Genomic DNA, 12,888 nt, shown 5'->3' on the forward strand with positions numbered 1-12,888 from the left:
GAAATCCTGTCTCCTCAAAGCGAGCGGGGTGGCAATCAACCGAACTGACGCAGAAAGCGCAGGTCATTGTCGAAGAACAAACGCAGGTCGTTGACGCCATAGCGCAGCATCGCCAACCGCTCAGCGCCCATGCCGAAGGCAAACCCGGTGTAGCGCTCGCTGTCGATGCCGGCGTGAGAGAACACCGCCGGGTGCACCATGCCGCACCCCATCACCTCGAGCCAGCCACTCTGGGAACACACCCGGCAGCCTTCGCCGCTGCACATCACGCACTGGATATCGACCTCGGCAGAAGGCTCGGTAAACGGAAAGTAGGACGGCCGGAAGCGCACCGAAAGGTCGTCGCGCTCAAAGAAGGCGTGCAGAAAGTCCTCGATGGTGCCTTTCAGGTCGGCAAAGCTAACGCCCTCATCGACCAGCAGCCCCTCTACCTGGTGAAACATCGGGGTATGGGTCAGGTCGGAGTCGCTGCGATAGACACGCCCCGGGCAGACAATACGAATCGGCGGCTGCTCGGCCTTCATGGTCCGCACCTGTACCGGCGAGGTGTGGGTGCGCAGTAGACGGGTGGCATCGAAGTAGAAGGTATCGGCCATGCCCCGCGCCGGGTGATGCGCGGGAATATTCAGCGCTTCGAAGTTGTGGTAATCGTCCTCGATCTCCGGCCCCACCGCCACGTCGAAGCCGATTCGAGTAAACAGCCCCTCGATACGCTCGAGGGTGCGGGTCACCGGGTGCAATCCGCCGCTCTCCTGGCCGCGGCCCGGCAGGGTCACATCGAGCCGTTCGGCCGCCAGGCGTGCATTGAGCGCCGCCTGCTGAAGTGCCTGCTTGCGCGATTCGAGCTCACCACCAAGCAGCTGCTTGGCCTCGTTGATGCGCTCGCCTGCCGCAGGGCGCTCATCGGCCGGCAGCTTGCCCAGGCCTTTGAGCAGCGCGGTGATCTCGCCTTTCTTGCCAAGGTAGCGAACCCGCACGTCATCCAGTGCCGCTATGTCATCGGCGGCGTCGATGGCCTGGCGAGCCTCGGCGACCAGTGTGGGAAGATGGTCCATCCGTAAAGCTCCGAATCTCGTCGGCCGCGACGCGCGGCCGACACTGGGTCACAAAAAAACAGGGGAAGAGCGGCGGCTCTTCCCCTGCGACGTTACGGCATGCGTGGTGGCGAGAAGCGAGCTTGCTACGATCGCCACCGATGCACCGTCACTTACTGAGCAGCCTTGGCCTTCTCGACGATGGCAGCAAAGGCGGCTTTCTCGTGCACGGCGAGATCGGCCAGCACCTTACGATCGATCTCGATGCCGGCCTTCTTGAGGCCGTCGATGAAGCGGCTGTAGGACATGCCGTTGATGCGAGCCGCAGCGTTGATACGCGCGATCCACAGGGCACGGAACTGACGCTTACGCTGACGGCGGTCGCGATAGGCATACTGTCCGGCCTTGATCACGGCCTGTTTGGCTACGCGGAAGACCCGCGAACGAGCACCGTAGTAGCCTTTGGCCTGCTTCATTACTTTCTTGTGACGGCGACGAGCAACGACGCCACGCTTGACACGAGTCATAGCATTCTCCTGACGTTAAGAGTGGATCAACCGGTTACAGGTTCGGCAGCATGCGCTGGACGAGTGCCTTGTCGGCGTCGTGAATCTGCTTCATCCCGCGCAGATGACGCTTCCGCTTGGTCGACTTCTTGGTCAGGATGTGACTACGGAAGGACTGCTTGTGCTTGAAGCCATTGGCAGTCTTCTTGAAGCGCTTGGCGGCGCCACTGTTGGTCTTGATTTTCGGCATGAGGAAAACTCCGCTCGATGTTTTTTCAGAAAACCCAAGGCCGGCAGTCCGCCTCAGCGACGAACCACCCGTTTACTTGCCTTCGGATCACTTCTTCTTGGGGGCAAGAATCATGATCATCTGGCGCCCTTCCATCTTGGGGAAGGACTCCACATTGGCCAGATCCTCGAGATCTGCGGCGACCCGCTCCATCAGCTTGCGGCCGATGTCCTGGTGCGCCATCTCGCGGCCACGAAACCGTAGCGTGACCTTGCCCTTGTCGCCACCTTCGAGGAAACGAATCAGGTTCTTCAGCTTGACCTGATAGTCGCCCTCGTCGGTGCCAGGCCGGAATTTGACTTCCTTGACCTGGATCTGCTTGGTCTTCTTCTTCTGAGCAGCTTTCTGCTTCTTCTGCTCGAAGACGAATTTGCCGTAATCCATTATCTTGCAAACGATCGGATCGGCGTTGGAAATCTGTACGAGGTCCATACCGGCAGCTTCGGCACGCTCCAGCGCTTCACTGGTGGGCACAACACCCAACTGCTCGCCGTCGCTGTCGATCAGGCGAACCTGATCCTCGGTAATACGCTCGTTCATTGGGGGCCGCTTGTCCTGAACGCGCCCTCTTGGGTTGCTTCGCTTGATCGCTACATCTCCGTGTTGGTTGACGTTGCCGTGGCCCGGGCAGCCGGCAATCAGATCCCCTCGGCCACCAGGCGGGCGATGAGATCATCGACCCTGAAGGTACCCAGGTCTTCGCCGCTGCGAGTACGTACGGCCACGGCGTCAGACTCGACTTCCTTATCTCCTACCACCAGGAGATAGGGAACTTTCTGCAACGTATGTTCCCGGATTTTAAAGCCGATCTTCTCGTTCCTCAAGTCCGCCTTGACGCGTAGACCGATTTTCTGCAAGCGCTTCTCGAGATCCAGGGCAAAATCCCGCTGCGCATCAGTGATATTGAGGATCGCCGCCTGCTGCGGCGCCAGCCACAGCGGCATGGCGCCAGCATAGTGCTCGATGAGAATTCCCAAAAAGCGCTCGAAGGAGCCGAGAATCGCACGATGCAGCATCACCGGGGTCTTGCGCGCCCCATCTTCGTCGACGAACTGGGCGCCCAGACGTCCAGGAAGATTGAAGTCGAGCTGCAGGGTACCACACTGCCAGACCCGATTGAGACAATCGCGTAGTGCAAACTCGATCTTGGGGCCGTAGAACGCCCCTTCACCAGGCTGCAGCTCCCATTCGAGCCCCGTCGCATCAAGCGCCGCCTCGAGCCCCTCTTCGGCGCGATCCCATAGCGCCGCTTCGCCGAGGAAGTCATCCGGACGCGTGGAGAGCTTGAGTTCGACATCGTCGAAACCAAGCTCCTTGTAGACCTCCAGCGTAAGGCGAATGAAGGCCTCGGCTTCGGACTGAATCTGGCGCTCGCTGCAGAAGATGTGCGCATCATCCTGGGTAAAGCCACGTACTCGCATCAGCCCATGCAGCGAGCCGGACGGTTCATTACGGTGGCAGCTGCCGAATTCGGCGAGACGCAGCGGCAGATCACGATAGCTCTTGAGCCCCTGATTGAACACCTGGACGTGGCACGGGCAATTCATCGGCTTGACCGCGTACTCGCGCTTCTCCGACTCGGTAGTGAACATCAATTCACTGTAGTGGCCCCAGTGGCCCGACTTTTTCCACAACGAGAGGTCCACCACCTGCGGCGTCTTGATCTCCTGGTAGCCGTGGGCGACCTGCACCCGGCGCATGTACTGCTCAAGCGCCTGGTACATGGTCCAGCCATTGGGGTGCCAGAACACCATCCCCGGCGCCTCCTCCTGAAGATGGAAGAGATCCATCTTCCTGGCCAGCTTGCGATGATCGCGCTTCTCGGCCTCCTCGAGCCGCTTGAGATAGGCCTTGAGCTGTTTCTTGTCAGGCCAGGCGGTGCCGTAGATGCGCGTCAGCATCGGCTTGTCAGCGTCGCCACGCCAATAGGCGCCGGCCAGCTTGGTCAGCTTGAACGCCTTGAGGTGCCGGGTATTGGGCACATGGGGCCCGCGACACATGTCGACGTACTCTTGGTGATGGTAGAGACGAATGGTCTCGCCCTCGGGAATCCCGCGCACGATCTCCTGCTTGTAGGTCTCATCGCGGTGCAGGAAGGTCAGCATCGCCTGATCCCGATCGACGTATTCGCGAACCACATCGTAGCCCTGCTCGATCAGCTGCTTCATGCGCGTCTCGATGGCCACGAGATCGTCCGGGGTCACCGAACGACCGAAGTCGATGTCGTAGTAGAAGCCGTCGTCGATCACCGGACCGATGGCCATCTTGGCCTCAGGATAGAGCTGCTTCACCGCGTGCCCGATCAAGTGCGCGCAGGAGTGGCGGATTACCTCCAGGCCCTCCTCGTCACGCGCCGTGAGGATGGCGACCGTGGCATCGTGATCGATGACATCGGCGGCGTCGACCGGCACGTCGTCGATCTTGCCGGCCACGCAGGCCTTGGCCAGCCCGGGCCCGATCGATTCGGCCAGTTGCATCACGGTAAGCGGTTCGTCGAAGGTTCTCTGACTGCCATCAGGCAGGGTCACGATGGGCATTGCGGCGGTTCCTTGGGCGCAGTGGTGATCCATACCAGGGATCACATGTCGCAACAGGTGAATGTCTAAACGTACTGATCAAATAGTTGCGTCGAAAAACAGGCGCCTACATTACCAGATGGCGCCCCCAACGCGCCATGGGCGGCGCAAGGGACGCATACGCAACGAGGGAGTGCCGATGGCACTCCCTCGTTAGGTGAGCGGCAGGCATGCCGCTCAGGCATCAAGCGCCGGGGCGCTAGCCCTTACTGACGGTCGATTTCGACACGACGGTTCTGAGCGCGCCCTTCATCAGTCTCGTTGGTGGCGACCGGGCGCTCTTCACCGAAGCCGCGAGTCCGCATGCGGTTCTCGGCGATGCCCTGGGACACGAGGTAGTCACGAACGGAGTCGGCGCGACGCTGGGACAGCCCCTGATTGTACTGGGGGTTACCCACCGAGTCGGTGTGGCCGTCGATGTTGACGCGCAGATCGGTATTTTCGCGCAGGCGATGTGCCACTTCGTCCAGCGTCATGCTGGCTTCCGGACGCAGCTCGGCAGAATCGAACGCGAAGGTGACCTCGCTGCTCAGCACCACCGGCTCGAACTCGGGCTCAGGCTCCGGCTCGGGTTCCGGCATCGGCTCGGGTTCCGGCTGAGGCTGCGGCTCAGGAGTACGATCGGCGCACAGCAGTGCACCAGCAGCAGAACCCACACCAAAACCGATAGCGCCACCCTGCTCTTCATCGGAGCTACCGGCAGTAGCATAACCGATGCTGCCGCCAATCAAGCCACCTGCAACGCCGCAAACGGCGGGGTGCTGGTACCAAGCGCGATCGGCAGAAGAGGAGGAACCAGACATCTGAGCGGATGTCTGCCCCCCGGTGGGACCAGAGGTAGCACAGCCAGCGAGGCCCAGTGCCAGTGCGGAACCGATCAGCAAGCCAGTCGTTGATTTTTTCATGTAAGACTCCTTCTTAACACAGCGCTAGTCGTAACCCTTGGTTACACCGCGTATCCACGTAAACCGTCGAGTTGGTTCGTATTTCTCGACTTACTCAGGGTAAAAGAAAGCACATTTGCAACAATTCGGCTAGTGCTCATGTGCTAATGCGCATGGTCTCATGCCTGCGCTGATAGCACCAGTCATGTTCACAGGCACGTCACGCATACGCATGCCACAGCAAGAATTTAAACCATGTGAAACTCTTGTACAAGAAAGTGAGCAACATTCGCCGCGCACTAGTCAGTGCAGGGTTTCCGGCCAGCCCTGTTTGAAGCGCTCCACAGCGCGTGCCGCATCCAGCAGCGCCGGACGGTGGGCGTCCTCCACCGCCAGGCGCTGGCGGTCTTCATCCATACGCTGGCGGGGTGTCAGTTCATTGCGTGAGGAGTGCGTACGCAGGTGCTGAGTTTCGTCGTATACAGTGACGAAAACCCGAAACGTGTCCCGCTCCACCAGCGCCGGATCGATGATCTCAAGCAGCACCTTGCAGCGCAGCGCACCTTCGACAAGATCGACCTGTTCGGCGCGCATGGCAGACGCAATGGCGCCTAGGCTATCGAGACAGTTCTGATGCGCACGGCGAGTCTCTTCCTGACGAAACACCTCGCGTCGGCGCACCTCTCGCCACAGCGTGGCGGCATAGGCACCAAGGCCAGCGACAATGACCACGGCAAGCGCCGCAAGGCTCCAGAACAGGGTAGCGCTCATACACTCTCAACTCAGTTAACAGGTGATTGGCAAGTCCGTGCACCATACTCAGCCGCTAACGATCCAGCAAGCCGGTACCGGTTCTTATCACGTCCATACCGACTGACGCTCACATCACCCAGTTAACGGCATAGTGATCGAACAGCAGGACGCCAAACACGCCGAGGATATAGCGAATCGAGAACCAGAAGGCGTTGATCGGCGCCTGCTCGTCACGCCCCCGCCACACCTTCCAATTCCAGAACATGAAGCGCGCGTTGAGGGCCGTGACCCCGACCAGATAGATCATCCCACTCATGCCAATCACGAACGGCATCAGGGTCACCGCCACCGTCAACCAGCCATACAGCCACACCTGGAGGCGGGTGAAGGCATCGCCATGCGTAACCGGCAGCATCGGCACGCCGGCCTTGGCGTATTCGTCACGCTTGTGTATCGCCAGCGCCCAAAAGTGCGGCGGCGTCCAGGCAAACACGATCAGCAGCAGTAACAAGGGTTCGGCGCCCAGCTGGCCGGTTACCGCCGTCCAGCCCAACAGCGGCGGCGCAGCACCTGCAACGCCACCGATTACGATATTCTGCGGGGTGGCACGCTTGAGAAAAGCCGTATAGATCAGCGCATAACCCACCAGTGACGCCAGCGTTAGCCACGCTGTCAAGGCGTTGACCTGCCATAGCAGCAGCGTGAAGCCAAGCACTGACAGACCAGTAGCCCACAGCAGCGCATAGTGGGTAGGCAAGCGCTGCGTGGCTAGCGGGCGGCGGGAGGTACGCACCATCATGGCATCGAGGCGACGGTCAAGGACATGGTTATAGGCGGCTGCCCCACCGGCGCAAAGGGCGATCCCTGCCAGGCCATAGACCACGCTGGCCAGTGGCGGTATGCCCGGGGTTGCCAGCGCCATCCCGACCAGTGCGCAAGCCAGCATCACGATCACCACACGCGGCTTGCACAGGGTGACCAGGTCACGCCATTGCCATGCCACCGTCAGGCTACTCTCGCGGCCTGCCAGCAATTCGCCCTGTTCGATCGCCGCATTACGCATGCGCCCACTCCTTCTTGTCGTCCACTTGCTGATATCCCGGCTTGTCGGAGCGCATCAGGCTCGCTCGCCAGTAGGCGAGCGTCAACACTACTATCAATAGTACGGCACCTGCGGTATGCGCAAGCGCCAGGCTCAGCGGTAGCCACAGCAATACATTGGCAACCCCCAGCGCGACTTGGAACGCATAGCTACCCAGTATGCCCAGCATCCAGGGCCGCATCTCTCGCCGCGACCAGTGTGCCACGGCGAGCAGTACCAGCCCCACCCCCAGCGCCAATGCGCCGAGCCGATGGCCGAAGTGGATAGCGGTGCGCGCATCGGCGTGCAGCTGACCATGCAGGTAGTTGGGCCCCACCGTCTGGGTCAAATGAAAGCCGTCGCTCCAGTCCATCTCCGGCCACCACTCGCCGTTGCAGGTCGGGAATCCCTGACACGAGATGCCGGCGTAGTTGCTCGACGTCCACCCCCCCAGCGCCAACTGCCCCACCAGCAGGGCAGCCACCAGCGCCCAGAGTAGCGACATTCGGCGCTTGACCCGTGGCTGCTGCACCCCTTCGAGAGTGGCCTGGCGCAGACGCAGATGCAGCCACAGAAATAGCAGCATCACGGTAAGCCCGCCGAGCAGGTGCAGGGTGACAACCTGCGGCCACAGCTTGAGGGTGACGGTAAAGGCACCAAAGGCCCCCTGCAGGATGATCACCGCCAGCAGCGCCAGGGTCAGACGCCACGGAAACCCCGCCCGGCGACGCAGCGGTAGCGCTAATGCGACCAGCGCCAAGACCAGCAGGCCGAGGGCCGACGCGATGTAACGATGAACCATCTCCACCCAGGCCTTGAACGTCTCGAGGGGGGCATCGGGGGAATGCAGCGAGGCGGTATCAGCATCGGGCACCACCAGCCGGCCATAACAGCCCGGCCAGTCGGGACAGCCAAGCCCGGCATCGACTAATCGCGTCCAGACGCCGACCAGGATCACCACGATGGTGAACACCACCCCCATCAGGCTCAAGCCACGCAGTAGCCTGAGCCGCGCTATCGGCTTCTCCATCGCGCCATCCATCACCTTGTCATCCTCACGTATCGCTCAGCGCGGTTGCTTGATCATTGTTCATGCGTAGCAGGTGATTGAGATCTGCCAACACGTCCTGGGGATCCACCCCTGCCGAATAGCTCAACACCGCCTCTCCCTGGGGGTCGAGCAGCCACAGCTGGCCACTATCGCGCCATGCCGGCAACGCCTGCCACTCGCCAAGCACCTCACCGGGCAAGACCTCGTCAGCAGGCCCCAGGCGTAGTCGCGTCACCCGCGGTGCCTCACGACCCAGTGCACGATGCAACCGCCACCACTGGTCGGCCTCGGCCTCGCAGCCCTCGGCACAGTCGAACGCCAGCACCCAATCGCCATGATCGATGGCTGGGCGAGGATCGACCAGCGGCCAACCGGCAAGTCGTGGCACATCGGGATTGAGCTCCCCATGAGCGGTACGTTCATCGGGTATGCCGATACGAAATTCGACCATCACCCAAGCACTGGCCAGCGGCGCTGCAAACAGCATGATCAAGGCCAGCAGTTTCATTCGTTGTCTGTTCAGTGGGCTCATGGTTCCCGCTCCCGCTCACTCGTTGTCGAGGCAGCACCCGACTCGCGACCATCGCGTATCAGGCGCCGCCCCCCTATCAGCATTACCGCAAGCGCCGCCAAAGCCAACCCCCACCATTGGATGGCATAGCCGGTGTGGCGGCTGGGAGGCATAACGCTGGGCTCCCACCAGGGCGTGAACATACCCGCCCCTTGCTGCATATGCAGCCAGCCGGGATGCGCGAATTCGCCAAGATCGGCCTGCCAGGGCAGCAGCGCCAGGCGCTGCAACCGCCGCTCCTCCTGGTTGGGGCCAAACAGCAGGGCGATCTCACCGGCCGGCTGCCACTGGCCGGTTATCGCGACCTTGCCTTGCGGGGTCTCGATCTCGGGATCGACACGACTGCCGCCAGTAGGGACGAAACCGCGTTGAATCAACCACACCCGACCGTCTTCTGTACGCAACGGCGTCAGCGCTGCCACCCCCACCTGCCCTTCGACCACGCGATTGTCGAGAAAGTAGGTTTGATCGGCGATAAACTCACCGCGCAGGCTGATCTGAGCCCCTTCTGGCGGGGTGTCATGGGGCGCGCTCAACTGCGGAGCGTCAGATAAGCGCTGCAGGTAGTCGCGCTTGTCGGCGGCACGCTCCCACTGCCACATGCCCAAGGCAATGCCCAGTGAGACCAGCAGGCACCAAACCAGCCACCACCACCATAAGCGCTTGACATGTCGCACCGGCTTGCTTGAACTGGGCGTCTGAAAACTCACGGAGTATCCCATGCTGAAAGCGTTGATCGCCCTGACATTTCTTACCATGCTCGCCAGCCTTGCGGCGGGCGCCGGCTTCCTGCTGCGCGACCACGGCAACTCCCGGCGCCTGTTGACGTCGCTGAAGCTGCGCGTCTCAATGGCCGGCCTACTGATCTTACTACTCGGCTACGGCTTTTACATCGGCGATCTGGCCTGAACAGCGCCCCATCACGCGAAGGCCCGGCAGCAAGTGCCGGGCCCGATAACGGATGTCGGCTTTCCTCAAAAGACGTAGACGAACAGGAACAGCCCGATCCATACCACGTCGACGAAGTGCCAGTACCAGCATGATGCCTCGAAGCCGAAGTGGTCATGCCCCCCAAAATGCCCGCGAAGAATCCTGACCAGCATCACCGCCAGGATGGTCACACCGATAATCACGTGCAGGCCATGGAAGCCCGTCAACATGAAGAAGGTGGCGCCGTAGATCCCGGCCTGCAGCGTGATCCCGTAGTGGGTCACAGCCTGATAATATTCAACGCCCTGGATGATCACGAACACGAAGCCCAGCGCCAAGGTAGCAATCAGCCAGTTACGGCAGGCCGTACGGTTGCTCTCCTTGAGCCCCTCGTGGGCAATGGTCAGGGTGATACTGGAGGCCACCAGAATCAGCGTGTTGACCAGCGGCAGCTGCCACGGGTTCATCACCTCGCGAGGACCGCTGACGCTCGGATCAGGGGGACTCATCAACGGCCAGGTCGCCGAGAAATCGGGCCACAGCAGTGCTGCCACGCCCTTGGCCCCCTCGCCGTCGAGCCACGGCAGGGCGAATACGCGGATGTAGAACAGGGCACCGAAGAAGGCGGCGAAGAACATCACTTCGGAGAAGATGAACCAGCCCATGCCCTGCCGGAAGGAGCGATCCATCTGGGCGTCATAAAGCCCCTGACGCGACTCCATCACCACATCCCGGAACCACAGCGCCATCACCGTCAGCACACCGATCAGCCCCAGCGACATGACAATGGTGCCGTTGCCATGTACCAGCGCCATGCCGGCACCGATCATCATCACCCCAAGCGCCAGCGACCCCAGTACCGGCCACTTGCTGGTTGCGGGTACATAGTAACTGCCACCACTCATGCGTCACCTCCTGATCCCGGCGCTACCTGCGCCTGTAATTGTGCTTTCTCTTCGGCCACGGGATACAGCGTGTAGACCATCGTAACGGTGTTGACGTCTTTGGGAAGGTCACGCGTCAACTGGAAGACCAGCGGCATCTCGACCCGCTCGCCGGCCTCGAGTCGCTGCTCGTCAAAACAGAAGCAGTTGACCTTGCGCAGGTAGCGCGAGGCCTGTGACGGCGATACGCTAGGCACTGCACGACCCGACAAAGCACTGCCGCTCTGGTTGGTAAAGGCAAAGTTGATCTCGGTGGGCTGCCCCGGATGCACTCTGACCTGACGCTGCTCGACGTCGAGAATCCACGGCAAGCCAGAGCCCGAGCGGGTAATAAACTGCACCGTGACATAACGCGACTCATCGACCTCCTCGCTGACCAGTGTCTGGGCGCGCTCATCGACCTTGCCGTTGACCCCGGTGATGCGGCAGAAGACGTCATAAAGCGGTACCAGCGCGAAAGCGAAGGCAAACATCGCGATCAGCACCAGGACGCTGCGGAACACGGTGCGTTGAACGGGATTCATCATGCCGACTCTCCTCTATGCCCGCCGGCGTTACCGGCGGGCGTCAGGGGTTAGTGCTGTACCGGCTTGAAGTCCGGCGGCGTTTCGAAGGTGTGCAGCGGCGCAGGGCTCGGCACGCTCCACTCGAGGTCTTCCGCGCCGTCCCAGGCCTTGGCCGGCGCTTTGACGCCCCCGCGCACGCACTTGATGATCACCCATACGAAGATCAACTGGGAGAAGCCGAACAGGAAGGCACCCAAGCTAGAGACCAGGTTGAAATCGGCAAACTGCAGCGCATAGTCCGGAATCCGCCGCGGCATGCCGGCCAACCCCGAGAAGTGCATCGGGAAGAAGGTCAGGTTGACACCGATCACCGACAACCAGAAATGCCACTTGCCGAGAATTTCACTGGGGTAGTGCCCTGTCCACTTGGGCAGCCAGTAATAGACGGCCGCCATGATCGAGAAGACCGCCCCGGGCACCAGCACATAGTGGAAGTGTGCCACCACGAAGTAGGTATCGTGGTACTGGAAGTCGGCCGGCGCGATGGCCAGCATCAGCCCGGAGAAACCGCCGATGGTGAACAGCACGACGAACGCCAGCGCAAACAGCATCGGCACTTCGAAGGTGATCGAGCCACGGAACAGGGTGGTGATCCAGTTAAACACCTTCACGCCGGTGGGCACTGCGATCAGCATGGTGGTGTACATGAAGAACAGCGTTGCAGCCAGCGGCAGTCCGACCACGAACATGTGGTGCGCCCAGACCAGGAAGGACAGGACGGCAATCGATGCCGTGGCATAGACCATCGAGGCGTAGCCGAACAGACGCTTACGAGCGAAGGTCGGAATGATCGCCGACACGATGCCGAAGGCCGGCAGGATCATGATGTAGACTTCAGGGTGGCCGAAAAACCAGAACAGGTGCTGGAACAGAACCGGATCGCCGCCCCCGGCGGCATCGAAGAAGCTGGTGCCGAAGTTGATGTCCATCAGCATCATGGTGATCACCCCCGCCAGTACCGGCATCACGGCGATCAGCAGGAAGGCGGTAATCAGCCAGGTCCACACGAACAGCGGCATGTCCATCATGCGCATGCCCGGCGCGCGCATGTTGAGGATGGTAGCGACGATGTTGATCGCCCCGAGGATCGAACTGACCCCGGCGATGTGCAGCGAGAGGATGAAGAAGGTGGTCGACGGCGGCGCATAGGTGGTCGACAGCGGCGCGTAGAAGGTCCAGCCGAAGTTGGGCCCCCCTCCTGGCATCAGCAGTGTCGACAGCAGCAGCGTGAAGGCGACCGGCAGCAGCCAGAAGCTGAAGTTGTTGAGCCGCGGCAGGGCCATGTCGGGTGCGCCGATCTGCAGCGGAATCATCCAGTTGGCCAGCCCGGTAAAGGCCGGCATGACCGCCGCGAAGACCATGATCAGGCCGTGCATGGTGGTCATCTGGTTGAAGAACTCGGGATTGATCAGGTTCAACCCCGGCTGAAACAGTTCGGCACGCACCACCAGCGCAAAGATCCCGCCGATGAAGAACATGATCAACGAGAAGATCAGGTAGAGACTACCGATCTCTTTGTGATTGGTGGTCAGCAACCAGCGCATGATGCCGCGCGGCTGGGGGTGATGGTCATGATCGTCGTGCACCTGACCGCCAGCAGTGGCGGTCGTGCTCGAGTGTTGCAAACTGTGATGGGGCGGCAATTTGGGAGCCATCGCACATCTCCGATATCGTTGTCTAGTGGCAGAGAGACGTTTCGTGGT

Annotated in this window: 15 protein-coding genes; 1 reads left to right on the plus strand and 14 read right to left on the minus strand. The window is 61.2% G+C overall.

Annotation, left to right across the window (positions count from 1 at the left end; genetic code table 11):
* Positions 1–35: 35 nt before the first annotated feature.
* The 11 genes from pheS to BLT16_RS01830 all read right to left on the minus strand — a co-directional run bounded on the left by pheS (position 36) and on the right by BLT16_RS01830 (position 9,455).
* Positions 36–1,055 carry a phenylalanine--tRNA ligase subunit alpha gene (pheS, locus tag BLT16_RS01780; protein ID WP_089656791.1) on the minus strand — a complete coding sequence of 340 codons (1,020 nt, stop codon included), beginning with the start codon at positions 1,053–1,055 and terminating at the stop codon, positions 36–38.
* 152 nt (positions 1,056–1,207) lie between these two features.
* Entirely contained in the window at positions 1,208–1,561 is a 354-nt protein-coding gene (gene rplT / locus BLT16_RS01785; RefSeq protein ID WP_089656792.1) for a 50S ribosomal protein L20, read from the minus strand.
* 34 nt (positions 1,562–1,595) lie between these two features.
* On the minus strand, positions 1,596–1,790 hold the full coding sequence (rpmI, locus tag BLT16_RS01790; RefSeq protein ID WP_076748010.1) for a 50S ribosomal protein L35: 195 nt from the start codon (positions 1,788–1,790) through the stop codon (positions 1,596–1,598).
* 87 nt (positions 1,791–1,877) lie between these two features.
* Entirely contained in the window at positions 1,878–2,471 is a 594-nt protein-coding gene (infC, locus tag BLT16_RS01795; protein WP_479691039.1) for a translation initiation factor IF-3, read from the minus strand.
* Positions 2,468–4,366: a threonine--tRNA ligase gene (gene thrS, locus BLT16_RS01800; protein WP_089656794.1), complete on the minus strand. Its 1,899-nt coding sequence runs from the start codon at positions 4,364–4,366 to the stop codon at positions 2,468–2,470. The genes infC and thrS overlap by 4 nt, the downstream gene beginning before the upstream one ends.
* A gap of 245 nt (positions 4,367–4,611) precedes the next feature.
* Positions 4,612–5,310, minus strand: coding sequence for an OmpA family protein (locus tag BLT16_RS01805; protein WP_089656795.1), 699 nt, complete (start codon positions 5,308–5,310; stop codon positions 4,612–4,614).
* A gap of 282 nt (positions 5,311–5,592) precedes the next feature.
* Positions 5,593–6,060 carry a DUF2489 domain-containing protein gene (locus BLT16_RS01810; RefSeq protein ID WP_089656796.1) on the minus strand — a complete coding sequence of 156 codons (468 nt, stop codon included), beginning with the start codon at positions 6,058–6,060 and terminating at the stop codon, positions 5,593–5,595.
* A 109-nt stretch (positions 6,061–6,169) separates the two neighbouring features.
* Positions 6,170–7,105 carry a heme o synthase gene (gene cyoE / locus BLT16_RS01815; protein ID WP_089656797.1) on the minus strand — a complete coding sequence of 312 codons (936 nt, stop codon included), beginning with the start codon at positions 7,103–7,105 and terminating at the stop codon, positions 6,170–6,172.
* Entirely contained in the window at positions 7,098–8,153 is a 1,056-nt protein-coding gene (locus BLT16_RS01820) for a COX15/CtaA family protein (RefSeq protein ID WP_422717906.1), read from the minus strand. Before BLT16_RS01820 ends, cyoE begins: the two co-directional genes overlap by 8 nt.
* 25 nt (positions 8,154–8,178) lie before the next feature.
* Positions 8,179–8,706, minus strand: coding sequence for a hypothetical protein (locus BLT16_RS01825; protein WP_089656799.1), 528 nt, complete (start codon positions 8,704–8,706; stop codon positions 8,179–8,181).
* A complete protein-coding gene (locus BLT16_RS01830; protein ID WP_245701394.1) occupies positions 8,703–9,455 on the minus strand; it encodes an SURF1 family protein in 753 nt (250 codons plus the stop codon). The genes BLT16_RS01825 and BLT16_RS01830 overlap by 4 nt, the downstream gene beginning before the upstream one ends.
* A gap of 10 nt (positions 9,456–9,465) precedes the next feature.
* Between BLT16_RS01830 and BLT16_RS01835 the strand changes: the two genes are divergently transcribed.
* Positions 9,466–9,654: a DUF2909 family protein gene (locus tag BLT16_RS01835; RefSeq protein WP_076748018.1), complete on the plus strand. Its 189-nt coding sequence runs from the start codon at positions 9,466–9,468 to the stop codon at positions 9,652–9,654.
* A 65-nt stretch (positions 9,655–9,719) separates the two neighbouring features.
* On the opposite strand, the gene BLT16_RS01840 is transcribed toward BLT16_RS01835, so the two are convergent.
* From BLT16_RS01840 to ctaD, 3 genes are read right to left on the minus strand one after another with little or no spacing between them, the layout of a single operon-like run.
* A complete protein-coding gene (locus tag BLT16_RS01840; protein ID WP_089656801.1) occupies positions 9,720–10,580 on the minus strand; it encodes a cytochrome c oxidase subunit 3 in 861 nt (286 codons plus the stop codon).
* Entirely contained in the window at positions 10,577–11,143 is a 567-nt protein-coding gene (locus tag BLT16_RS01845; protein ID WP_089656874.1) for a cytochrome c oxidase assembly protein, read from the minus strand. The genes BLT16_RS01840 and BLT16_RS01845 overlap by 4 nt, the downstream gene beginning before the upstream one ends.
* 50 nt (positions 11,144–11,193) lie before the next feature.
* Complete coding sequence (ctaD, locus tag BLT16_RS01850; protein WP_089656802.1) at positions 11,194–12,840, minus strand: cytochrome c oxidase subunit I; 1,647 nt, start codon at positions 12,838–12,840, stop codon at positions 11,194–11,196.
* Positions 12,841–12,888: the final 48 nt, after the last annotated feature.

It is taken from the genome of Franzmannia pantelleriensis (genome assembly GCF_900102875.1).
Classification (GTDB): Bacteria; Pseudomonadota; Gammaproteobacteria; order Pseudomonadales; family Halomonadaceae; genus Franzmannia; species Franzmannia pantelleriensis.

Bases quoted from the DNA above. Each gene is read 5' to 3' on its own strand.
- pheS (WP_089656791.1), bottom strand. From the start codon at position 1,055: ATGGACCATCTTCCCACACTGGTCGCCGAGGCTCGCCAGGCCATCGAC.
- rplT (WP_089656792.1), bottom strand. From the start codon at position 1,561: ATGACTCGTGTCAAGCGTGGCGTCGTTGCTCGTCGCCGTCACAAGAAA.
- rpmI (WP_076748010.1), bottom strand. From the start codon at position 1,790: ATGCCGAAAATCAAGACCAACAGTGGCGCCGCCAAGCGCTTCAAGAAG.
- thrS (WP_089656794.1), bottom strand. From the start codon at position 4,366: ATGCCCATCGTGACCCTGCCTGATGGCAGTCAGAGAACCTTCGACGAA.
- BLT16_RS01805 (WP_089656795.1), bottom strand. From the start codon at position 5,310: ATGAAAAAATCAACGACTGGCTTGCTGATCGGTTCCGCACTGGCACTG.
- BLT16_RS01810 (WP_089656796.1), bottom strand. From the start codon at position 6,060: ATGAGCGCTACCCTGTTCTGGAGCCTTGCGGCGCTTGCCGTGGTCATT.
- cyoE (WP_089656797.1), bottom strand. From the start codon at position 7,105: ATGCGTAATGCGGCGATCGAACAGGGCGAATTGCTGGCAGGCCGCGAG.
- BLT16_RS01820 (WP_422717906.1), bottom strand. From the start codon at position 8,153: ATGGAGAAGCCGATAGCGCGGCTCAGGCTACTGCGTGGCTTGAGCCTG.
- BLT16_RS01825 (WP_089656799.1), bottom strand. From the start codon at position 8,706: ATGAGCCCACTGAACAGACAACGAATGAAACTGCTGGCCTTGATCATG.
- BLT16_RS01835 (WP_076748018.1), top strand. From the start codon at position 9,466: ATGCTGAAAGCGTTGATCGCCCTGACATTTCTTACCATGCTCGCCAGC.
- BLT16_RS01840 (WP_089656801.1), bottom strand. From the start codon at position 10,580: ATGAGTGGTGGCAGTTACTATGTACCCGCAACCAGCAAGTGGCCGGTA.
- BLT16_RS01845 (WP_089656874.1), bottom strand. From the start codon at position 11,143: ATGAATCCCGTTCAACGCACCGTGTTCCGCAGCGTCCTGGTGCTGATC.
- ctaD (WP_089656802.1), bottom strand. From the start codon at position 12,840: ATGGCTCCCAAATTGCCGCCCCATCACAGTTTGCAACACTCGAGCACG.